This is a genomic window from Chryseobacterium vrystaatense (assembly GCF_000737765.1).
GTDB classification, from domain to species: Bacteria; Bacteroidota; Bacteroidia; order Flavobacteriales; family Weeksellaceae; genus Chryseobacterium; species Chryseobacterium vrystaatense.
The window spans coordinates 51351-75373 of record NZ_JPRI01000011.1 but is presented as its reverse complement, the minus strand read 5'-3'; the positions used below and the strand labels follow the sequence as shown (position 1 = coordinate 75373).

The window sequence follows — 24023 nt, the reverse complement described above, 5'->3', positions numbered from 1 at the left end:
TTCAAATACCTATTTGTGATTTTTTAAATTTTAACTGGATATATTGATATTTGTCAATATGCTGATTTTCAGTAGTCAAAATTTGTAAAACAGATCAAACAATACATGAAACTTTCCGAATTATTCCTGTATAAGGTTTGTGCAGCTATTGCGGTAATCATAATATTGCATCAAAATGATAACCGATTCTGAAAATAACATGATGAAACAACTCTTCTCTCTTCATTCACCTGGAGGGAGGAGGTTTTTCTTATTCATCTTGTTGTTCATCAACTTTCAGGTTATACAGGCTGTTGATAGGCAGGATGAAGCTCCTTCGCCAGATGCTGGCTCCACGTCAACTATGATAGTGGTATCAGAGGGTACTGTAGTTTCAGGGATAGAACAAATATATGTTTCACAACCCAAGGAAAAAAAAGAGAAAATTCCCAAAAGAAAGAACATACTCGTATCCAGTAAAAGAAAATACAAAAAAAGAAAGGATTTCTCCCAAATCGTTAAAAATATTAATAAATCCCCATTAGTGTTCAGTAACAACACACAATCAGAGAAATTCTTACTAACAGGTTCCGATAATAATACACAAATCGTAAGGCCGAATCAACAAACGCTGAAATTCCTTCTTTTTGAGTCCGAAAACAGGATACCTGTTCTGGTTTGTCTACTGGATGTTTTCCTGAAAAAAATCTATAAAAACCGCGGATCTTCAGATCTGAAACCGGTTAGATACTTCAACCGGCCCCCACCATTTCTGTCCATAGCTATCGCTTAACAAATCAGCAGATAGCTTTATTGAACGAAAATTTTCGCATGATTCACTCATACTCGCCGGTTCATCCGATGCGAACAGATACGATCATGTCCTGACTCAAATAAAATCATGATGTGTATCGCTAACCAAAGATTGAAATCAGAAAACACATCTTCCCGGAGAGTATTCATTTATATGACTTCAAATCATAATGAAAATGACGGAATTATAATAATGGATATGCTCATCTAAACCCTCAATCACTCCTATAAACTTAATTGAAAATCATGAAAAAACAACTTCTGCCCATCGCAATTTTACTTGCGGTAACGGGTACTGTACAATCTCAGATTGCCATAGGGAAACCGACCGTAACGAATGCTTTTGTATCCCTGGAATTTGCGGATACAGAAAATCGGGGATTCGTGCTTCCCTATGTAGAAACAAAGACAGGAATTACAGAAAACGGGACCGTCATTTATGATACTACCGACCACAAAGTAAAATACCTGAAGGATACCGGAACATGGGCTGATTTAAGTGTTGACAACACCGGAACAGCCGATATTTTAATCCAGACCAGCAAAACGGAATCTACGGCCGCAAAATCAGTCATCGGATCAGCTGCTGCTACAGACAGTACACCAGGTATGTTGGTTTTATCCGACACCAACAAGGCGATGATAGTACCTAAAGTGGCCAGTCCGCACCTCAACATCATCGATCCAGCTCCCGGAATGATGGCTTATGACACCGTAAAACGACAACTTGCTGTTTACAACGGCAAAGTCTGGACTTTCTGGAAACCTTAAATAAATCTGACTAAAAACTATTAAATAATGAAAAAACAAACCCTCTTTTTCTTCCTATTTCTCATTATGGGGAATATGATGATTTTGGCACAAAGCTGCAACATCAATGCAGGAGCCAATGCGGTCATTTGCGGCACGTCTGCCAATCTATCAGGGAGCCCTGGCGGAAGTACAGCTGGAAACCCGGTATGGACTCTTGTGTCCAAACCCTCTGGTGCACCAGACCCGGTGATTGTAACACCCTCAGGTTACAATACCAATGTTACAGGAATGACCTTTCCCGGAAATTATGTATTCCAGATTGCCCAGACCTGTACCGCAGGAACAGCAACCTCACAGGTAACCATTACGGCCCCGGGAGCTGTCTCTACTTTTACTGCAGGGCCTGACATTACCAATGTTTCTGCCAATACGGGTACTGCAACCCTAAATGCAGTAATTCCTGCAGGGTATACCGCATCGTGGACGTATTACAACATTTATAATAAAGAATATTATAATCAGACTACCACAACGAATGCCACCATGTCCAATACGACAACCGCAACTCCTACCTTAACCCTTACGAAGAAAGCCAATCATGATATTGATCCTGCTTATCGTGCGGTATTAAGAATAACATCCATCAACAATCCAAACTGTTGGTACGAAGATGATGCTGTTGTCCGTTTCATTCCCAATCCACAAATCAGTCTTCCGGCAACCCACAACAGATGCTATCCGTCGACGGAAATCAACCGGTATATCAGTTTGAGTGGAACTTCTCCATTGTTCGCAAGCAATACAACAAACTCATCAGGAAACCCGACATTTGGAACGACAGTTACCATGAACGTCATCAGCCAGCCGGCAGGGGGAAATATTTCATTTTATCAGATCAGGAACAGTTCAATCTATTTCAATGGTGTAACTGTTACGGGGGCCTATGTATTTACCATAACCGTTACCAACGCCAACGGAACATACACGACTCCTCAGATTACCTACAACTACAACGGGACAGACCCCAGGCTCGTTAGCTTTATTGATTCCGCATATCCTGAACAAATGCAATATTACTATGCAAGCGGTAGCGGAGGTGCCGTGTATTGTAATAAGGCAGGGACAACAGCACCGATTACCATTTATTTTAAAATTGATCCCGCAGACCCTGCAACACTTATTACCACAGTTGGTAATTCAGGGGTAGCCCCTCCAGGAGGAAATCCTGCTTTGGTTTTGAACGGAGCCGGGACCATGAACAGGAATGTAGTGGTAACACCACCTGCCGGAGGTTGGAGAGTGGGAACCTACATTGTTAATTTATCGATCAAAAGTGGCACCTGCGGCAATAGCCAGGATTATTATATTCATATTTCAGATGGTAGCCGCCCCAATGTGGCTGTACCTAATACGACAATATGTTATACAGGGTCAGGTGTTGTTACGGCGACGGTTCCTTTACCTGCTGTATATCAGGGAGTAGTCAATACCAGTTACTTTCAGGGATTTTCCGGCAGCTATAACTTTACTTTGGTTTCCAAGCCAGCCGGAGCAGCCAATCCTGTTTACGAAGCCAGTAATCTCAGAACATTTACAAATACCTCTACCACGATAAGTAACCTGGATAAGCAGGGAGAGTATGTATTTAAGATAAAGGCTGCTTCTAATGCAGGTGGAGTGGATCCAAGATTTCTGGATAAGGAATATGCATGCTCAGGAACTTCTCCGGAGGGTACATTTTCCATATTTGTATCCCCACAGGTAAATGCCAATGCAGGATCCGGCCAAACCTTGGGAATAGGAGTTTCACAAGCCTCTCTCAACGGGAATAATCCGGGAACGGCATCCACAGGTTTATGGACTTTGGTTTCAAAACCAGCCGGAGCTCCGGACCCGGTGATAGTCAACCCAGCCCTATATAATACCAATGTTACAGGACTTACCGGTTCAGGAACCTATACTTTCAGATGGACTGTTACCACCGGTACCTGTACAAGTACCAGTGATCTTACCATTACCGTTGTAGCTCCTGGCCCCGGTGGAGTTCAGGGAGCCAGTTTTTGGGTGAAATCAGATGATGCAGGAACTATTGCGACAGCATGGAAGGACCAATCTGCATTTGCCGACCCTATTCCGAATGTGGGAGGGGTAACATTATCTCCGGCAGACAGAAACCATAATTTCAATCCTTACACTACCGGCTATACCACGTCCAAATTCTTTTATAATGCAGCTTCTGTAATGAATCCTACCAATGGAGAGCTGCCTGATATATCCCATTCCATTTTTTCAGCAGTAAGGCCTACTGCGGCAGGAACCGGACGTATTACAGGAATTGATGATGATGTAACCTATGCCTCTGAACCTGCGGCATCGATTGCCAATGGAAAGCCAAGACATTATGAATATTATAATGTTACTACCTCAACAGATTTCTCTACAAATTTCAATATAGGTTCATCCAACGTTTTCTCGACGATAGCCAATAATTCTGTTGCCAACGGAGGATCTGCTGCCTCATCGGGAGGAGAAAAAAGATTAGGTCTGAATGGTACTTACGAAACAACTTCATTTACCGGATCTAATAAATTTCAGCTATATGGCCGTAATCTAAGAGTGGGTCATGCCGGTTGGGATGCAGCCGGTGCTTTTCCTGGAGATATTATGGAAATTTTATGGTTCAAACGTGCCTTAACAGCGAGTGAACAGTCGAGGGTAAATTCTTATCTGGCGGTAAAGAATGGAGTTACATTGAACGAGAATTATCTATCCACAGCAAGCGATATGATATGGGACAGAACCATTAATACTGGTTACAACAATAATATTTTCGGTCTGGCCAAGGATGATCTTACCTTATTGCATCAAAAGCAATCGGGAAGTACCAATAGCGGACAGAAGCTTGTGATTTCCACAACAGGATTTGCGGATAGCAATACAGCCAACAGTATAGGTTTAGCCAATGATATGCAATTCCTGATGACAGGAGATAATGGTTTGGAACAAAGTCTTAAAACACCATTGTCTTACACGGTTGGTTCTAATGGTTTGGTTAACTACCGTTTTGAATCTATCTGGAAAGTGCAGAATTCAGGAAGTGTGGGTACCGTAACGGTTGCATGGCCTAAAGGGTTGAAGAACCTATATCTGGTACAATCTTCTGATGCCATTTTTGACGGAACAGATATGTTTATCCCAATGACTGCAGAAGTAACTGTAAATGGGACGGTATATAACACCGCTAATGTAACATTAGCCAACGGGCAGCTGTTCACTTTTGCAGGATATGTATACGCTCCCGGAGGAGTTGCCGGATCAGATTTCTGGATCAGATCCGATGATGCAGGAAACATCGCAACAGCATGGAAAGACAATTCCATCAACGCCAATGATATTCCTGCTGTGGGTACATGGTCTCTTTCTTCAGCAGATAAAGATCATAACTTCCATCCGTACACGACAGGATATAGTGCTTCGAAATTATTTTACAATAATGCTTCAACATTGAATCCTACCACTGGCGAATTGCCCAATATATCTCATTCCATTTTCTCAGCAGTAAGACCTACTGCGGCAGGAACCGGACGTATTACGGGAATTGATGATGATGCAACCTATGCTTCTGAACCTGCGGCATCGATTGCCAATGGAAAGCCAAGACATTATGAATTTTATAATATTACCACGTCAACAGATTTTTCTACAGCTTTCAATATAGGTTCATCCAATGTTTTCTCTACGATAGCCAATAATTCTGTTGCCAATGGAGGGACATCCTCTTTTTCTGGAGGAGAAAAAAGATTGGGATTGAATGGTGATTATGAAGCAACCACCTTCACTAATACCAATAAATTCCAGCTTTACGGCCGCAACCTAAGGGTAGGTCATGCCGGATGGGATGCCGCTGGTGCGTTCCCTGGAGACATTATGGAGGTTATTTGGTACAAACGTGCTCTGACATCTAATGAACAGTCAAGAATCAACTCTTATCTGGCTGTAAAGAATGGGGTTACCCTGAATGAAAATTATCTTTCCACAGAAAGCAACGTGGTATGGGATAGAACCGGAAATACCGGATACAACAACAATATCTTCGGTATTGCAAAAGATGAGGTCACTGTATTGAACCAAAAGCAGTCAGGAAGTATCAACAGTAGTCAAAAGCTTGTGATCTCTACAACCGGACTTGCCGATAATAATGAAGCCAACAATACTGATTTGCCAGCTAATCAGCAATTCTTACTAGTTGGAGACAACAATTTGAAACAGGGACTGAAAACGGCTCTGGCTTATACCAATGGTACCAACGGAGAAACGAATTTCCGTTTTGAAGCGATCTGGAAAGCACAGAACACAGGAAATGTAGGACAGGTAACCGTTGCCTGGCCAAAGGGAATCAAAAACCTATATCTGGTACAATCTCCGGACGAAACATTCGATACAACGGATAATTTTACTCCAATGACTACGGAAGTTTCTATAAATGGGGTGATGTATAAAACAGCCAACGTAACCTTAAGCAATGGGCAGTTTTTCACTTTTGCAGGTTTCGGACTTGCTCCGGGTGGAGTTGTGAATAATCTTTCTTATTGGTACAGAGCTGATAAAGACGCTGCCAACACGGGAGATGGAACAGATATTACGGCATGGACAGACCAGTTCTCGGGAACCACTTCAGCACAATTGGGAACCAATGCCCTGCCAAAATTCAAGTTAGGTGCTGCCAATTATTTCAACTTCAATCCAGGGGTCAGCTTTACGGCAAATACCCAAACCATTGGAAATACATCAGTAAGAACCTTTGGCAACAATACCTATGACATCTTTATCCTGACCAAAGAAGGACTGTCAAACCCTGGCAGTAATGGAAGGATATTCAGCTCTTTACTGGATAATTCTAAATTAACTGGAAGCATCAACTATTGGGATGGTTTTGGTGATATGTATGACAGCAGAACAGAAAGAGTGAGAGCTGATGAAGGATATAGATATCTTGCTAATCCTGGAGGAACGAGGTCAACCACGATTCCAAGCATTGTATATCACAATCTGTTAAATACCACTACCGGTAAAGGAATCAACGGAGGTACTGTTTCCATGAGCGGAGCACATACTTCCATAGGCTTTCTCAACGGAGGACATACCTTCGGTTCTACACAAATAGGCTCCAATGGAAGTGATAATGGAGGTTTTGTCGGAAACCTGGGAGAAACGATTGTGTATGGAGAAGGGAACCTTACAACTTCGGAAAGACGAAGAGTAGATTCGTATCTCGCTATTAAATATGGTATTACGCTCGGACAAGTAAATACTGACCATTATCTGAATACAGATGGAAATACAGTATGGAACGGAGCAGCGAATACGACGTTCAATAATAATATCTTTGGAATATCCCGTGACGATATTGAAATGTTGGAACAAAAAGTATCGAAAAGTGTCAATGCAGGGACGGTTCTTACCATTGCTACAATCAATGATTTTGCTTCTCCGAACCAACTTGCAGCACGAACAGGATTTACAAGTGATAAAACATATTTCCTTCTGGGGGATAACAATGTTACAGCAACCCCGCTTGTCAACATCACGATTGCCGGAAATACACTGAAGAGAATCCAGAGAACATGGCTTTCGCAACGTTCAAATACTCCCGGAGGTCTGTACTTTGAGGCAGATTTATCAGCCTATGGAGTCACTTTCTCAGCCGGAAACAATATCCAGATGATTGTAGCGGATGATGCAGCATTCACAACGAATGTAAAATCTGTTACCGGAACATTTACAGGCGGCAAATGGGTATTTATGAATGATTTCAACACGGATAATACCACAAGGTATATAACGTTTGCTGAAGGAAAAACCTACTGCTATAAACCTGGCGCTATTGCTGCCACCGGTAACCCTGCATTGCCTTCAAAAGTAGGAATTACCGCTCTTGGAAGAGCCGGAGCCGGAAATACAGACAACTGGCCAATGGTAAGAAAAGGGGGCTGGCTGGTGTTGGAAGCAAAAACCAAAGGTTTTGTTCCAAACAGACTAAAGTTCAATGCATCCAACCAACCTGTTGCTGCTGATGGGATAACGCCTGTTATTACAGTTCCTGTAGAGGGGATGATGGTGTATGATATGACCAACAAATGCATGAAGATGTACACCCTTAAGGAAGGTGATGCAGCCATGGCCTGGCACTGTATCTCCACACAGACCTGTCCTGATTAGAGAAGTACAGGTTCAATAATTGATAGAAACTCAGCTCCGGAAAGTATTGGACAAAACGGAGCTGAGACTATCACTTTTAGTCAATTAATTACAGTTCACCAGGGTGAATTATATGATGAAAACTAAATAATCACATATCAACAATATTTTAATTCTAAGGCATTTGTGAAATCAAATATCATCAGGATGTTGATTTAGACCAAATACAGTCCTTATCCTATAAAAAAATAATACCGCTTATGACTACAAATTTTAGAAATATTCATATTGGAAAGTTCATTCATCTCCGCGTTAAGGAAAGAAAGATTGACTTAACCCGGATCTGCAACTTTATGAAATGTACAGAAATTGAAATCAACGAAATGTATATGCAGGAAGACCTATCCACTAATATCTTACTGAGATGGAGCAAACTGCTTGAATATGATTTCTTCCGGCTGTATTCGCAGCATCTGATCCTTTATGCCCCACCTTCTGCTTCAGTCCGGGATTCCGCTGTCTCAAAACTTCCCCTCTTCAGGAAGAACATCTATACCCGCGAAATGATAGATTTTATTATGGAGCTGATCGAGAAGCAACAAAAAACCAAACGGCAAATTACCGATCATTACGGGATTCCTTATACCACTTTATGCAAGTGGGTAGCAAAACATAATAGATAAAATACAATAGTTAACAGCATCAAATCAGAAATCAGACATGGAAAAACAGAATCAGCCCAATTATAAACTGATCTATTCAGATATTATTGACCAAAAATTTCCTCATAAGAAAGCCGAGTGCGAAAAGTTATTGGAGAAAAAAATACTTTCCGCGATGGACATTATGGAACTGAATAAAAAAATATTCGGCACCAAAAATCAAGATACAAAAAAGATGAATCAAATGCTTCGCTCCTACAATAGAGCAGATATAATGCGTATTCTTGATTACCAGAAGAATCATAAAATGAACAATCTTCAGGTAGCTCAGCACTTTGGATTAAGTAAAAACTCGATGACCAAATGGAGAAGGATGTTTCAGTAAAAATGCTGATGTCCTTAAATGTACTGCAAGTCTGATTATAAATATTTTTCAGATGGGTATTGGAAAGTAAACAATGTTTTCGATTCTATAAAGATCTCAGTTATAATAATACAAAGCCCCTCTAAATATAATGTTTAAAGGGGGTTTTATTTAATATATGACTGCTTTCACCATACAATTCTTTGCCTGAAAAAAATGGGAAATCAGACTTTACTTATGATCATTTTTTGAGCAGACCTTTTGACGCAAGATCTTTTAAAATTTCTGATATAACGATTCTGGCTATTTTTTTTGCGGCCACACGTTTTGTAAAGAACATTCCTAATTTTAAAAAGGGGGTGCTAATGAATGCTCCCATTTTGGAGAACCCGTTAGGCCCATATTTTTTCTGTATCCATTTTTCGGCGATTAAATTTTTTTGTTCTGCTCTTTTTATGGCATTCTTTTGAAGAGTAGTTAATGTTTCAAATTCGGCTGCTTTTGCCTGATGTACAGCTTCACTGAAATCGCGCTCCTGAAGCACGGTGAAAATTTTTCTAAACCTCTTTTTTATTTTGTTTTCTAATTTAAAGAGTTCTTCCGGATCATATATTGGAGTTTTAGGGATATCATATTGATTTCGCTTTGTTATCCTCTCGGTTTCAGTTTCTGCTAACAAATGAAGATCGGGAATGATGGGTAAATAAAATTTTCCACTTCCTTTTTTCTTTTCAAATTTAAAAGCATCTGCCATTTGATCTGTCCAGCATCGGTGAATAGGATGAATATCTCCCTTCTCCTTATCATATGGAAATGAGTAGAAGTACCGTAAAAAATTTCTTGCATTATTACGCCCGAGGAAAAAATCATGCTGTCTGAAACGGCGATCCAGAAAACCGCCAAAAGCCATCGCAGAAGCACATGTAATGGTCCCGGGAGGTCCAATGATCTTGTTTTCTTTGTTGGTTCTCCATTTTCTGGGAAATATAATACTCTTAAAATATTTGGAAGAATCTGTTTCCAGCATCTCTCTGCGTTTTATTCGGGACTGGTCCATGAGTGTTCCAATAATACCCTGTGCTACATCTACAGCATCATTGGGTTTTGAATAAGACTTCTTAGATTGAGCTCTGTCAGGAAAGGGATCAATCATGATGACGCCATACCGGGGATAGCCATCTTCAAAATCATCACCATTCTGATGTTGGAGAATACTCAATACTTCTCTGTAAGGCTCATTATTTATTGCACCCCCATCAATAGCAACGGATGAATAGTTTTTTGGAAAATATTTTAACTTGATGTTGTCAGCTTTTGGATTATTAAGTCCAAATTCACCGGTAATAATACGCTTTATCGTTGTTTTTAAATATTCGTCGCCTAAATGTTCCGTTTTAAACTCCCTGAAAGCCAACCCAATCGGAAATGCTCCGGTGGCTATTGTAGAAAGCTTTAATACATCTGAATAGGGCTTATCATAAGGATTTAACCAGAGATATTTTTCTGTATCCGGTTTTATTCCATTATTTAAGTGATATTGGGTAACGATATAGTGTTCAAATGTGCTGTGATTGGGTATCACACTTTTCCGGCCATACTTTGAAATAGAAGTCTCAAAATTGACATCAAGCGGAATACCTCTGAGAAAACAGTGAGAATAAAGTAATTGAAGGTCTTTGGATATGTAGGAGGGAAGCTCTTTCGTCTTTTTTTCTAAATGGGTTTCCTCACTTGTATAAAAGGCCTGATCAGCAATCGTATCTATAAACTTAGAATTTAAAAGTGAGCCAAATACGCCTTCCTCCAAATCATCCGTATCCAGGAGCTTTTCAAATAAAGGTCTTGTATCACTCTTATTATGATCATCCATCAAAACCCAGCTGTCATAAAGAATATTATTCTTTATCTCATCCAGTCTTTCAGGTTTCGTTACCGGGTTGATACTTCCGTTTAATGCATAAATAGCCGATATAGTGGTTGTCATACCCCCGGCAGATGTGCCACCCATGGCATCAATTTTTACACAGTGTTTCGGAATGATATCAGAAAATTCTGTGAGTACTTTACCGTCTTTTGCTTTTTCCCAGAGATCGAGTATTTCAAATAAATAGTCCATCACGCCTGCAGTATAACATCCGGCGGATACTGCGCCTGCCATGGTAATTCCTAAAGAGAAGGTTTCACTTTTACTGTGATTTTCCATGAATGAAATTGATTATTAGCAGGTGGAAAATTAGATAATTTTCATCAAAAAAATGAAATTTATTTAATTTTCTACATTGTTATTTAAGTAATAGGTTAGAAGATAATATCTTAAAGTAGATTGGCAGCATTTGCAAAACCTTTATTTATGATTGTAAGGATTATTTACATCAACTTTCGAAAGTTCCTGACAAAATATAAAAGCAGATGTTGACGATTTGCGGCTCTCATCCTCTCAACAGTACTCCAATTTTCCATATATGCTAACAAAATTACAGGGATTATTAATTTACTTAGTTATACTTTCACCTAAAACTATAATGCAGTATATGAATCTTTAAAGTGACTTACTTTAGATTTTTCTTTTTTAATAACCAAAAATTTTTTTAAACAAAAGCTATGATGAGAAAAAGATTACTCATGATGAATATCCTTTTTGCTGCTGTACCTTTGTGGGCACAGGTTGGTATTCAAACATCTAATCCTGATGCAACGTTGGATATTAGGTACGACTCAACAAAAAATGGAGCACAGGGAATATTAATTCCTCGAATGACTGGTGATCAGATACAGGGGATGTCCATGACTCCCAATCAGGATGGACTGCAGGTATTTGCCACAACGGTGCCTACATCTTCCAATGATTTAACAAGCCTTATTACTAAAAGTGGTCTGTATTATTATCTGGCATCGGCAAACAGATGGTATAATGTCAATGCGTATGATAATTCTGTATTTTCCACAAGTTATAGCTCTTCAGCAATAGCGATCAACCGATATTCCGGAGGTTCAGGCGCTACAGACTATAATAATCAGAGCCAGGCCTCTTTTACCAGATTTGCGACTGTCCCGGCTACGGTAGAGACCTTATTCAGTGCATCTCCTTTTGTCCAGCAAAGGACGACTGATGCTATCCAGGGAATTAAATTTTTAAAGAGAGGGATATATAGTGTGACGGTACAGTTTACCTATGTTATCAACAGGGATGTTGCTGGAGCCAATCCAATAAACGCAGCTTTACCTGACAGGCCGGGCAGTCAGATTACGTATCAGTTGATTCCTAATTTCCTGGCATCACCTTCTGCTTCTTATATCAGTAATATTAAACATAATTCCTTCGTTACTCCAACAAAAGACGGTACAGGATTTAACCGTTTAAGCGGTATTGCTATTGGAAATATAAAGGTATTACAGGACAATACTGTTGAGTTTATACCGGAAATAAGGACCAGTGGATATTATGTGTCAGCTGAAGAGATCGGCAACAGCACAAATGCAGGAGTAAACGGAGAGATGAGTATTCATGTTTTAAGAATTTCAGACCTTTAATGGAGTAAGGCAATAGCCAATTTATTATAATACGATTCGGTTTAATCGAAGTTTAAAGTCATTTCATACAGTATGGAATGACTTTTATCATAAAATAAATCACTGATCATAGATAATTAATTCTTAATCAAATACATAGATTGAAAAGAGAAAATTGCTTTTTTAAAAGTCTATAATTTTAGTAGACTAATGAAAGAATATATTTTATATTTGCACTTGAATTAAGGAAAATAGAAAATGAAACCTGAGTTTACGCATCGCCATTTAATGAACAATAACACCATCAAAACAATGATGATGCAGTACTACATGTGTAGGTCTATGTTTCAATATTACTGTGGTTAACCTTATTTCATATGACATGTTTAATTATATATTTAAAGAAGGCTCTACCATAGTGTAGAGTTTTTTTTTTGTCTGATCCGTTCAAAATTCTCAAAAAATAATACAATCGTCTAATTCTAATTCAATTTAAAATGTTTTCTAAAAAACCCATTGAACAGCTTCTTAAAGAGCAGGAATCAAAAAACGGCAATACGCTTAAACGAAGTCTTGGGCCTATTCATCTGGTAGCATTGGGTATTGGTGCTATTGTGGGTGCGGGTATTTTTTCCCTGACAGGAATCGTCGCCTCTGAAAATGCAGGTCCTGCAGTGATACTGTCCTTTGTATTGGCGGCGGTGGCTTGCTCTTTCTGTGCATTATGTTATGCTGAATATGCCTCTATGATACCGGTTGCCGGATCTGCTTACACTTATACTTATGCAACATTAGGTGAGTTTATGGCCTGGATTATTGGCTGGGATCTCGTCCTGGAATATGCGCTGGCATCGGCCACTGTTGCGGTAAGCTGGTCAAGTTATGCTACAAAACTCCTTGCTCAATTCCACATCAATTTACCTCCTGAACTTACCGCATCACCTTTTGATACCGTTAAACTTGCCGATGGATCACTTTTGCATGGAGGAGTGATCAATTTACCCGCAGTATGTATTGTAGCACTTCTATCGTTGGTATTGGCTAAAGGAACCAAAGAATCTTCAGGTTTAAATACCTTATTGGTGGTTGTAAAAATAAGTGTGATTATCCTGTTCATAGCATTAGGATGGTCATTCATCAATCCTTCTCACTACAGTCCGTTCTTACCGGAAAATACGGGAGAGTTCGGCCACTTTGGATGGTCGGGAGTGATACGTGGAGCAGCAGTGGTGTTCTTTGGATTTATTGGTTTTGATGCGGTATCAACAGCCGCACAGGAAGCAAAAAATCCCCAGAAAGATATGGCCATTGGAATTATAGGTTCGCTAGCGGTGGCAACTGTCCTGTACGTAGTTTTTGCCTATGTAATGACGGGGCTTGTACCTTATACTGCTTTTAAAGATGATGCCAGCCCCGTAGCTACAGCATTTGCTGTAACAGGATATAGCTTTCTGAACAGTGCCCTGATTATTGCCATATTAGCTGGGTATACATCAGTAATCCTGGTGATGCTGATGGGGCAGTCGCGTGTATTTTACAGCATGTCAAAAGATGGTTTACTGCCTTCCTTTTTCAGCGATATTCATCCAAAATTTAAAACCCCTTGGAAAACCAATATGTTCTTTTTGGTATTTGTGGGACTGCTCGCAGGTTTTGTTCCGATAGCGGATCTGGGACATATGGTGAGTATAGGGACTCTATTCGCCTTCTCTCTGGTAGCACTCGGAGTCATCATTCTTCGATATAAAAGACCTGATATACCAAGACCCTTCAAAGTTCCGGCTGTACCTTTTGTGCCCCTTTTAGGAATCGCGGTTTGTGTCTTTTTAATGATCGGGCTTCCGGTAGAAAGCTGGATCAGATTATTGATATGGATGTTGATTGGGATAGGTTTTTACTTTCTGTACGGATTGAAAAAAAGTAAGTTGAGTAAGTATCATAGAAAATAGTCTATTGCATATTTCTTACGTTTAGGAATAGGTATTTGCAATATCTAAAAAAAATAAATCATTGTATTGTGATATGTTGATTTGTTTTTATATTTGCTTCTTGTTACTCAATAATTATAAAAGCTTATAATTATTCCATGCAGATTGTACCCCTGGTTAGTTCGAATCATAAGATACAGGCTATAGATAAACAGGGCAGAATGCATATTACTTTGACCTGTTTAAGTAAGGTGAAAAGATAGCAAAAGTCTGAAAACTATAGTCATGTTCACGAATACGACATACTCATTTTTAAAATAAAAGTAGAAACATGAAAAAAGTAATTTTTATCATTTTGGGATTAAGTACACTTGCCTGTAATTCCGAAAATTATGATGATTCAGTACCTGTATCATCATCGTACACGTCCAGAAATTCTGAACTGGAAACTGTTTCCAAAGATTCAAGGCCCCAAAAATGGGCTAAAAAAGTGACAGGATCACCTTTTGATAATCTGTATAAAGTCAATGATGACATTTACAGAAGTGAACAGCCTGATAGTGATGGTTACAACTACCTTCAGCAAAAGAATGTAGCGTCTATCCTCAATCTGAGGTCAGGTCATACAGATAACGTGGGAGGAACTAATTACACAGGGAGTCTGTATAATGTACCGATGGTTGCCTCATCAGTTTCCGATGTCGAAATTATCAAGGCTTTAAGGATCATCAGAACGGCTCCCAAGCCAATAGATATTCATTGTCAGCATGGTAGCGACAGAACCGGGGTGACTCTCGCCATGTACCGGATTGTTTTCCAGAATTGGAGCAAACAAGATGCTACTCAGGAAATGAAAGAGGGAGGATATAATTTTCATCCGCAGTATACTAACTTAGTCAATTACATTGCTAACGTAGATGTAGATTATATCAAGACCAAGGTATTTAACTAATCATCAGAATTAATCAGTTATATTTGAAAAGCCTTATTTATAGGGCTTTTTCATGAATATGAGGGTTCACCTTTAACAATAATCTTTCAAAAACAACTCAAAAAATACGGTCTATCACAAACCATCACTCAGCAAATCAAAAGCAGCCGGTATTCACCATCGTTTTCCACAGGTGCTCGGTGAACACAAGGTAAGGCTTCTTGTGTCGGATGATCTACTGCCAGACGCCAAAGATGGCCGAATTCTAAATTAACAGGTTCTGCATTGGGTTTAGGCTGATAATGCAGGTCAAAGAAATAGTCTTTCAGAAAAGTTTCAAATTCATCTTCCGGACCGTCATGTAATTCTCTGAGTTTTGCTCTGATTTCCGGAATGAGAATTTTTTGTTCAACCTGATGGTTGGGCAGAATATCACTTGCGGTGCCATGATAAGTACATAAGAAGGTATCCGTAGCCACAGGTGAACGGTCTACATGATAGGAATACACGTCCGTCGAAATGAAACCCAGCTCATCGTCCCGTTCATAACACTTTAATAAATTGAGTGTAGGCAATGCACCGAAATCTGCTAATAACTTCAAGTCATTTAATATAGTTTCTCTTGCAATAGCGCCTCTCTCTGATAGATTCAGCGCTAAAAGGTCTTTAGCCGAAACTTCAGTAACATTTTCTCTTAACTGAAGTTGAGATACAATTTCTTTAAAATCTCCTTCTACATTTCTGTGCCAGCAAATCGCATTCATAACGCCTTGAAAAGGGGTATTGATCAATTCTGAAAAGTCAGAGACCAGTTCAATTTGAGGATTGTCAGAAAATGTATTGTTCATATGGCAGGAAAAACAATTTAGCAGATTAATTCTTTTGCAAAAATAAGCAATAGATGAGAAGATCCCGCTAAGATCGAATTGGTTTTTATCAGGTTATAATATAGAAATGATCGGGGGAGTGTTTTTGGATGTGGATGCGTTAAATTATTTTTATAAATAACTGCAAAAAACGATAAAATCTTGATGTAAATTTTTGCGCGTTTTGAGGATACTGTAAACTAATTTTTAGCTGTTTGAAAAATCACTAGATTCCGTTCAATGATAAGTGTGTAAACGGCTTAAAAATAGCAACATAAGCTTGAAATCGAAGCCCGATTACAATTACGATTTTTATCAAAAAAGGTTTGTGTAAATACAATATTTTATCTAACTTCAGTGATATAATTTAAAAAAACACAAAATTTATGATGATTTACAATGTCAGGCAGGGGCAGACCCTTGCCGAAATCTGCGACGAAATCATCTTGAAAATCCCGGTTATTTAATGGATTTCCATAACCAGAACTGTCCCGCTTCGGAGCGTTTTCAGGATAACAAAATTAGAGGAAAACGGGTTTTTATTCCCAATCCAAAACAAATCAAGGAGCTCAATCAAAAGATCCTATTAATGCACTAAAAAATAATTCAATGAAGAAAAAGTAAGTTTTAATACGTCGAGTTTTGTCGTTTGTTGGAAGTGTTTTTGTGAAAATAAACTATAAATATTTCACCAATAATTGAAAAAGTAATTATATTTGATCTCCTTCAAAAAGCACAAATGGCTATTCTTACTTTCCGAAAAGCAGTTTAATATTTGACTAATCAAAAAGGTTTTATGATAGTAAATCCTTGGAAAGAATATGTTGCGCAACAGAAGGTAGGAAAAACCGAAAACCTACCCCCGAATGGAAAGTTAAAATATCTCTGTTGATGTTTTAACAAAATAAGTAGGAATTTAAAAAAATTATCTAAAATGAAAAAGTTAAAAAAATTAACTCGCGATGACCTTAAAACTGTAAAAGGTGGAACTAAACAAGTTTGGATTGCAGAATTTTGTGGTCAGACTGCTACTACAACTCAAGATTGGACTCCAGCACAAGCAAATCAGTGGCTTGCTAATCTTGAAGCAAATTACTGTTAATGTAAAATAAACATTAATCATTTGCACTTATAACCAAATAATAAAAGTTATAAGTGCAATTTTATAATTAAAACAATTATATGTATTATCATAAAAAAATATTTCTGTTATTTTTATTATTTTCTTGGGTAACATATTTTTCTCAATTAAATAAAAAAGACACTCTGCGTGGTGAGTTTACCTATTTATTAAAAGCTAAATTGAATACATTGACTCCTGATTATAGACATGAAGAATTTTTTTCATTACAGATAGGTGACAAACATACATTTTTTGCTAGTATTCAATCACTAAAAAGAGATTCAGTATTCCAAGCACTTCCAATAAAAACTTTAGATAATGGAGCAAAACTGTTAAGTTCGAAAGGAGTATCGGTGCCAAAAACAAAGTTTTCATTTACCATAATACAATCAAATGAAAATATACAGTATTTTAATTTAGTTGCTATGTCAATCCTCACCTATAAAGAGCCAATAATAAAGAATTGGAAACTTATAGATGGAACAAAAGTAATTAATACATTTAATTGTAAAAAAGCGGAAGTTACATTTAAAGGAAGAAATTGGATCGCATGGTATTCTCCTGAAATCCCTTTACCTTATGGTCCATATAAATTCAGCGGATTGCCAGGATTGATCGTTAAAATAGCAGATGATAAAGAAGAGTATGATTTTGAGCTTGTAAAATCTGTATCAAATTCTGAATTGAAAGGCAGATTAATTAACATAAATGAAAGTCGTTATTCTAATGCAATTGAAACAACTCCATTGAAATTTGAGCAGACATTAAAAAATGCTACTAACAATCCACTTGGCGCATTTGCAAATACTGACACCACTATAATACAAGGTCAAGAAATAATCAGACAGAGACAAAAGGAACGAGAAATGAATAGGAAATACGAAAATCCGATAGAACTAAGTAATTGATTTTAAAAATACAACTGAATGGCAAGAAAGAACAAATAAAATCGCAAAACTCATTAATCAAAATCTTTAAGATGGTAAAATGAAAATCAATTTTTGAAGACTTTCCCTTTTGGTAAACTTTCCCTTTTTTAACTCCAACATACGATAGATAAATGGTTATTATTAACTATTTTGAGATAGGTAAGGAGCAGGTACATTTGGAATGTAAAATGAACCTCAATATCCTCATTACATTCGTTACAAATTCCATACATTCATCACCATGAAATCCTGTCTACTTTTTCTTCTTTGCAGCTTCAATCTTATCGTATTTGGCCAGGCTGGCAAACAGCAGACCGATCATCCGGACTTTACTACGGAAGACATTATCTTCACGAGTACTAAAGTTAATCTGGCCGGTACGGTTTATAGACCAAAGCATTCCTACGCTTCTGTTGTCCTTGTCCATGGATCTGGTAAAGAAACAAGGATGGAGGAAATGGCTGTGCTTTTAGCAAAAAATGGCATCACGGTTTTAACGTATGATAAACGGGGGGTAGGAAAATCGGGAGGAGTATATGTCGGACCGGAAGTTGGCACCAACAATATAGATCCTTCAAATCTTGATGTGCTGGCTTCAGATGCAGATGCTGCATCCAATGCACTGTTGAAGCTTCTTCCGCGTAAGCACGGGCCGTTGGGACTTATGGGATTTAGCCAGGCTGGATGGATCATTCCGCTGGCAGCAGCGAAAAATAAAATGGTAAGCTATATGGTATTATTTAGCGGACCTGTTGTCACGACTCTTGAGCAGCTGAGGTTTCAGTTTTATACAGAAGGGAAATCCCGCTTTTGGGATACCCATACAGAAACTGAGGCACGCGAACATGTACGCAGCGATCCCGACAAATATCAGTTTGCACCTACTGATCCTAACAGCACTCTTGCCGACCTGTCTATTCGGGGACTTTGGCTCTTTGGAGGTAAGGATGTGCAGATTCCTGTAGGTTTGTCAATAGAACATCTGAATGAACTTAAAGCACAGGGTAAATCCTATGATTATCAATTGTTTCCTGAATTGGGACATAATACCGGTTTTTCCAAATCTGCAGAACCTGTAAGTGCTGCTATTCAGTGGATTAAAAATATCAACAACCTTAAGAAACGAAAATAAATACCTTAAGGCTTAGGATATAGACTTAGGATTTTCCAGCGTTGACTGTATCATAAAGAATTACTTGTGATACCAAACCCTTTTAATTTACAGTCTGCATCGATACTGCTGAAGATCTCAGCTCATGACACATGAATATAAATACCCCAGCCGCTTAAAGCTGAGGAAATCAATAAGGGTAAGTGACTATTTAATAATGACACCATTAATTTTCAACCCATTCCACTTGCCTTCAAAACCCTGACCTTTAACGAAACTTTCGGTACTGGGATGACCTTTCAGATTGGGATGATAAACCATATCATAGGAAAAGGTCATTTTTTTATCAGACTTATTCATGATGGTTACCTTTTTATCATTTTCGGTTTTATCATTTAATGTAAAAAAAGTATCATTTACATTTCCATTGAATTTCGCACGAAGGTATTCTTTGCCCTCAGCAGCAGGCCAGGATTCAAGCAACTGATTGTCTTTGTCTATTCGCAGATACATTGTTGAAACAGCATCTCCTCCAATCAGAGAATAAAATTTGTAATACAGCTTCCCGTCTATTCTCATAGTATCCTGGATTTCTGTATAATTTTGTGCGTCGTTTTTCCAGTAATTTCCAATTTGCATAGGAAGGAAAGATGAAGCAGCTTCTGCAGGAAGATCCTTTTTGTTCTGCATGGTGCAGGCCGTAAGAAACAATGGAAGGATCAATGCTTTTAGAATGTTTTTTTTCATAGTTTTTGTTTTATGGACATGGACCGGATTCACCGGTATTCCCCGTTCGGAGATTGTATAAAGATAAACCTTTAACCATAGCTTTATTTTTTTTATTTAGATTTTATCCTGGATCAAATGAATTTTGTCAATAAAAAAATCCCAACTCTTGCCGGGATGATAAAATGCAGAATTGGAATGTGTGACTAATCGGTCCAAATAGATTGGTAGCCCTTTATTAGCTGGCCTTATCAGAGTTCCTGTTCTGCTTTCTTTAAGATCTTGATAAGTTCCTTCAATTCGTCTGTGTTGAACTCATTCAAATTTTGACCGTAAGGTGCGGAAGGCATTTTTATATAATTTACGCTGCTTTTTAGTTTTTCACTGTAAACACCTCCAAATTCTATATTACTCATGGTGACAAACTTATACTTTGTATCCTTATTTGATTGAGCTTCCTTTTCCTTCTGTTCTAAAATTTGAAGAGCATGGATTAATTTGGAAAGTTCGGTTTTTTCGATGGTTAATGTTTTCTTCGAAATATGATCAAAAGTTTCATATTCATACATTATTCCGAGGACACTTTCTGCAGAATTGTCAGACAGATCTTTCGTGATGATTTTTTGAATATTCAAATTTTTGAATTTAGCGAAATCAACCGTTTGCTTTTCAATGAGTGTTCCTTTTCTTGAATCTATTTTCAAGCCTTTATAGGTTGTTAAAGGATTTCTGATGATCGGTGGGGCAGTTTGTGCATTTGCCAATGTGCAAAGAACAACAGAAAGTAAGAGGATGCCGTTTTTCATGTATCTTGTTGTTTATATATAGCTTCTATTTAAAAAGTGGGAGTATAAATCTTAATTTTTAACGGGAATCAGTTTAAGAATATCTTTATCTATTTTGAAGCTGTAAGTTCCATTCAGTGTTTTTGGTTCTTTACAGTCGCTGGACATATCAGCCATGCCTTCGTTGAGTTCTACCTGATTATCTTCATAAACATGGTAAGTTCCCGTCATGTGAAAGCATGAATTTCCCGTGTGAAACTTTTGATCTGCTTCAAATTGAAGGAAGTCAAACTTAGGTTCTTCCGAAGGAAATTTAATGGATTTTGCTTTTTTGAAAACAGCACTTCCATCTGTATTGAATGTTTGAAGTGCCCATGTTGTTTTGGCCAGACTCTTGGTTTGCGCGTTGATTGTTGCAAATAATGAAATTGCAGTTGCCATACAAATAAAGATAATTTTTTTCATGTGGAGAAAGATGTAATTGGTTTTCTGTGTATTTATTTCAGTTTATTCTCATTTGTTTCTTCTCTCAGTTGACCGTAAAAATGTCATCATCAGGAATTTCGGAAAAATACTGAAATTTTAATATTCAAGGGCAATCTACAATAATAAAATGATGCCGTGTTTAAATCTTAACTATAATAGGAGACAAAGACATTCGGTTTTTTTGGCCTTATTTCTCAAGACTGGCCCTGGTTAAAATCCATTTCTGGCGTGTAGAATTCGAAGTTTATGATGCGGTTTATTTTCTCCTATATTTTTACACATTTAATTAATTTTAATATCTTTATCCACCAAATTAATTAAAAAATTAAAAACTGTCTTTATGCAGATGAAACCTTTAACATTAGTTCTCACCGTACTTTTTCAGCTATTGAGCTTAACAGCATTTGCGCAGAAAAACGCCGGTTTAAATTCTTTACTGGACAAAAATTCTGAATTCATTTTTCCTCAGACACCGGATAAGATCTCCTCTGTTTTGAAAACCAAGACTCAATATTATGAAGATGCCAATGAGGAAAAATATGCCAAGTGGGTTCAGCCATCCGGTCTGGAACTTTATTGCAGCCTGGGAGAGAACAATAACATAAACGAGATGTCCTTTGAAATTACCGATGATCATTTTGTGATTGTTGACGGTCTTCCTTTTGGTCTGGTAATCAACAAAACCACGCTTAAGGAAAGCGCTGCCAAATTCAGTAAATATGGGGGCAGTACAGAAAAACTAGGAAGGGGTACAGAATATGAAGGCGGTGCAAAACTCACCTTTAAAAAAGGGAAGCACTACGCCATCTTAATTTTTGACAGTAAAGATCTTTTAAAATCCTTATACCTGACCACTCAGCGTATTGATCCTGCTGCCAATTAATGGACTCAGTAACCAGGATATGATGTATAAATTAAATTAAAAAAGCCGTTTTCACAACTTGTGAAAACGGCTTTTTTAATTTTTGTGTTTACTTTTCCGGATGGTTAAAAGTCAGAAAGCTCGATGAATAAACATGATCATTTTTTTTGGCTGATCAGGAATTATTTTTAACCACATCAATCATATGATCAATATCAAAGGGCTTCTCGATATAATCATCGGCTTTACATTCTTTTGCTTTTTGGGGCAGATCAAATGAAGTAGAAGTAAGAACCGCTGAAACATCCTCGGTTTCAGGATCACTCTTCAGTTCTTCAATAACTTTTGCCCCTTTTTTAGTACCCCTGATATTGTCATCTACAATCACTACATCAGGTTCAATTTCATCAATTTTTTCTATCGGTTCGGTCGTTAATGATGAAGTAACATCAAATCCTTCGTCCTCCAAAACCTGATCCATAATTTCCAGAATATCCTCATTATCCTGAATAAGGACAACCTTTTTTTTCATATGCTTTTTTAATAAGTTATATAAAGATAAGAAAACTTTAATGAGCGTTGGAAATATTTTAAAAAATGAAGACTTTCAGTAATTCATCAGGCTCATCTTACTACACCGGTTTGTAGTATTGACATCAGGTGAGGCTTTTTGCTGATAAAAACGCAGACAACTCCGATCTAATTTCTATATTTGTGAGGTTCAGTTCTGGATCGTAAGAGGCTGCTGTCTTTGCAGGATTTTTGCTGTCAGCTGAAAAAATAACTTTACTGAAACAAATAAAATAAATAATGAATGGATAAGAGTAATTTATTAATTATTGTGACAACAATATCCCTGTTCATTTCTGTTTTTCTGGCTTTTTTCCTGCTGACGGTGAAAACAAAACACAGGTTAAGCAATACTCTTTTTGCTGTTTTTCTGCTCATAACGGCCATTGATACCAGTGAGCCATTATTGAATTTAGTGACCGACGGTCCTTCCAATCCGGGTATGTTGCGAAATACATTGGCTTTTCTGCAGATTCCTGTTTTTTATCTCTATGTTTCATCAGTTTGCTATTCGGATTTTAAGCTTAAACCTCAATATATCCTCCATTTGCTTCCTTTTCTGATGGCCAATGTCGTTTTGCTGCCCCGTTTCTATACTGTAGATCTTGCCTCTAAAATGAACTTTATTATAAACCGTCAAAGTATGATCGAACTGCAGTTCAATCACATACTTTTTCATATTCAGATTGTGATCTATTTGATTGCGGTGTTTATGCTCTTAAGAAAAGCAAAGAGACTGTACCTTGAAAATTACGCCGGAACCAGCATCAGTTCCTACAATTGGCTGTTTCAGTTTACAGTGGTACTGACTTTATTATACCTGATTGTCATGTTGAAAAATATTTTAAAATTTTCCGATTATCCGTATGTATCAGAATCGATAAAAATCGGAATCCTCGTATTCCAGCTTTTTATTTCCTGTTGGTACTTACTGAAAGCGTTAAACAATCCCGGTCTGTTCAGAAATATTGATTCAAAATTAAAGCTTGTTTCAGATATTATTTCAGAAGAAAAAAACAGTAATCAGACTGCTGTCACTGAACAGGAATACAACCGCGACTTACTGATGCTGAAGGAGCATATGGCAGAAAAGAAACCCTTTCTCAATCCTTCTTTAACCATTCAGGATATTTCTGATGATATCGGAATTCCTGTCCGGGAATTATCGGTTTTAATCAATCATCAATTAGGAAAACATTTTTATGATTTCGTGAATACTTACCGTATAGAAAATGCAATGGATATCTTAAAAGATCAGACAAAAAATAAGGTAACTATTCTTGAAATTCTGTATGAAGTAGGTTTTAATTCCAAATCTTCTTTTAATACAGCTTTTAAAAAACATACAGGAAATACGCCGACTGCTTATCGTAAATGTATGTAAATTAGAGTTTTGTAATTATTCGTACTTTGTCTTTCAAGGATTC

General features: G+C 37.8%; 19 protein-coding genes. 13 read left to right on the top strand and 6 right to left on the bottom strand.

Going from position 1 to position 24023, the window contains the following annotated elements:
• Nucleotides 1-175: 175 nt before the first annotated feature.
• The 5 genes from IW16_RS22280 (at nucleotide 176) to IW16_RS22260 (ending at nucleotide 8790) form a co-directional block, all read left to right on the top strand.
• Nucleotides 176-772 (top strand): hypothetical protein, encoded by a 597-nt coding sequence (locus IW16_RS22280; RefSeq protein ID WP_034749926.1) that lies wholly within the window; start codon nucleotides 176-178, stop codon nucleotides 770-772.
• A gap of 266 nt (nucleotides 773-1038) precedes the next feature.
• Nucleotides 1039-1563 carry a hypothetical protein gene (locus IW16_RS22275; RefSeq protein ID WP_034749924.1) on the top strand — a complete coding sequence of 175 codons (525 nt, stop codon included), beginning with the start codon at nucleotides 1039-1041 and terminating at the stop codon, nucleotides 1561-1563.
• A 27-nt stretch (nucleotides 1564-1590) separates the two neighbouring features.
• Entirely contained in the window at nucleotides 1591-7764 is a 6174-nt protein-coding gene (locus IW16_RS25910) for a hypothetical protein (protein ID WP_131327959.1), read from the top strand.
• 239 nt (nucleotides 7765-8003) lie between these two features.
• Nucleotides 8004-8426: a hypothetical protein gene (locus IW16_RS22265; protein ID WP_034749921.1), complete on the top strand. Its 423-nt coding sequence runs from the start codon at nucleotides 8004-8006 to the stop codon at nucleotides 8424-8426.
• Between the two features lie 37 nt (nucleotides 8427-8463).
• Entirely contained in the window at nucleotides 8464-8790 is a 327-nt protein-coding gene (locus IW16_RS22260; RefSeq protein WP_034749919.1) for a hypothetical protein, read from the top strand.
• Nucleotides 8791-9010: 220 nt separating this feature from the next.
• On the opposite strand, the gene IW16_RS22255 is transcribed toward IW16_RS22260, so the two are convergent.
• Nucleotides 9011-10972, bottom strand: a complete 1962-nt coding sequence (locus IW16_RS22255) for a patatin-like phospholipase domain-containing protein (RefSeq protein WP_034749917.1) — start codon at nucleotides 10970-10972, stop codon at nucleotides 9011-9013.
• Between the two features lie 398 nt (nucleotides 10973-11370).
• Between IW16_RS22255 and IW16_RS22250 the strand changes: the two genes are divergently transcribed.
• From IW16_RS22250 to IW16_RS22240, 3 genes are all read left to right on the top strand, one after another.
• Nucleotides 11371-12300, top strand: coding sequence for a hypothetical protein (locus IW16_RS22250; protein WP_131327958.1), 930 nt, complete (start codon nucleotides 11371-11373; stop codon nucleotides 12298-12300).
• A 476-nt stretch (nucleotides 12301-12776) separates the two neighbouring features.
• Nucleotides 12777-14228 carry an amino acid permease gene (locus IW16_RS22245; protein ID WP_034749911.1) on the top strand — a complete coding sequence of 484 codons (1452 nt, stop codon included), beginning with the start codon at nucleotides 12777-12779 and terminating at the stop codon, nucleotides 14226-14228.
• A gap of 310 nt (nucleotides 14229-14538) precedes the next feature.
• Entirely contained in the window at nucleotides 14539-15159 is a 621-nt protein-coding gene (locus tag IW16_RS22240; RefSeq protein WP_034749908.1) for a phosphatase domain-containing putative toxin, read from the top strand.
• Nucleotides 15160-15287: 128 nt separating this feature from the next.
• On the opposite strand, the gene IW16_RS22235 is transcribed toward IW16_RS22240, so the two are convergent.
• Nucleotides 15288-15986 carry a DUF1826 domain-containing protein gene (locus tag IW16_RS22235; RefSeq protein WP_034749905.1) on the bottom strand — a complete coding sequence of 233 codons (699 nt, stop codon included), beginning with the start codon at nucleotides 15984-15986 and terminating at the stop codon, nucleotides 15288-15290.
• A gap of 952 nt (nucleotides 15987-16938) precedes the next feature.
• Here IW16_RS22235 and IW16_RS26760 point away from each other — a divergent pair.
• From IW16_RS26760 to IW16_RS22225, 3 genes are all read left to right on the top strand, one after another.
• Nucleotides 16939-17106: a bacteriocin-like protein gene (locus tag IW16_RS26760; protein WP_165572023.1), complete on the top strand. Its 168-nt coding sequence runs from the start codon at nucleotides 16939-16941 to the stop codon at nucleotides 17104-17106.
• Between the two features lie 80 nt (nucleotides 17107-17186).
• Nucleotides 17187-18035, top strand: a complete 849-nt coding sequence (locus IW16_RS22230; RefSeq protein WP_034749902.1) for a GLPGLI family protein — start codon at nucleotides 17187-17189, stop codon at nucleotides 18033-18035.
• A gap of 262 nt (nucleotides 18036-18297) precedes the next feature.
• A complete protein-coding gene (locus IW16_RS22225) occupies nucleotides 18298-19188 on the top strand; it encodes an alpha/beta hydrolase family protein (protein WP_034749897.1) in 891 nt (296 codons plus the stop codon).
• A 186-nt stretch (nucleotides 19189-19374) separates the two neighbouring features.
• Here IW16_RS22225 and IW16_RS22220 read toward each other — a convergent pair whose 3' ends face one another.
• The 3 genes from IW16_RS22220 to IW16_RS22210 all read right to left on the bottom strand — a co-directional run bounded on the left by IW16_RS22220 (nucleotide 19375) and on the right by IW16_RS22210 (nucleotide 21119).
• Entirely contained in the window at nucleotides 19375-19914 is a 540-nt protein-coding gene (locus IW16_RS22220) for a hypothetical protein (RefSeq protein ID WP_131327957.1), read from the bottom strand.
• 230 nt (nucleotides 19915-20144) lie between these two features.
• Nucleotides 20145-20699: a hypothetical protein gene (locus IW16_RS22215; RefSeq protein ID WP_034749892.1), complete on the bottom strand. Its 555-nt coding sequence runs from the start codon at nucleotides 20697-20699 to the stop codon at nucleotides 20145-20147.
• Between the two features lie 51 nt (nucleotides 20700-20750).
• A complete protein-coding gene (locus IW16_RS22210; protein WP_034749985.1) occupies nucleotides 20751-21119 on the bottom strand; it encodes an META domain-containing protein in 369 nt (122 codons plus the stop codon).
• Nucleotides 21120-21510: 391 nt separating this feature from the next.
• On the opposite strand from IW16_RS22210, the gene IW16_RS22205 reads away from it, so the two are divergent.
• Complete coding sequence (locus tag IW16_RS22205; RefSeq protein WP_073175008.1) at nucleotides 21511-22047, top strand: hypothetical protein; 537 nt, start codon at nucleotides 21511-21513, stop codon at nucleotides 22045-22047.
• A gap of 154 nt (nucleotides 22048-22201) precedes the next feature.
• Here IW16_RS22205 and IW16_RS22200 read toward each other — a convergent pair whose 3' ends face one another.
• Entirely contained in the window at nucleotides 22202-22558 is a 357-nt protein-coding gene (locus IW16_RS22200; RefSeq protein WP_034749886.1) for a response regulator, read from the bottom strand.
• A 282-nt stretch (nucleotides 22559-22840) separates the two neighbouring features.
• Here IW16_RS22200 and IW16_RS22195 point away from each other — a divergent pair, with 282 nt between their 5' ends.
• Complete coding sequence (locus IW16_RS22195; protein ID WP_034749883.1) at nucleotides 22841-23980, top strand: helix-turn-helix domain-containing protein; 1140 nt, start codon at nucleotides 22841-22843, stop codon at nucleotides 23978-23980.
• Nucleotides 23981-24023 lie beyond the last annotated feature (43 nt).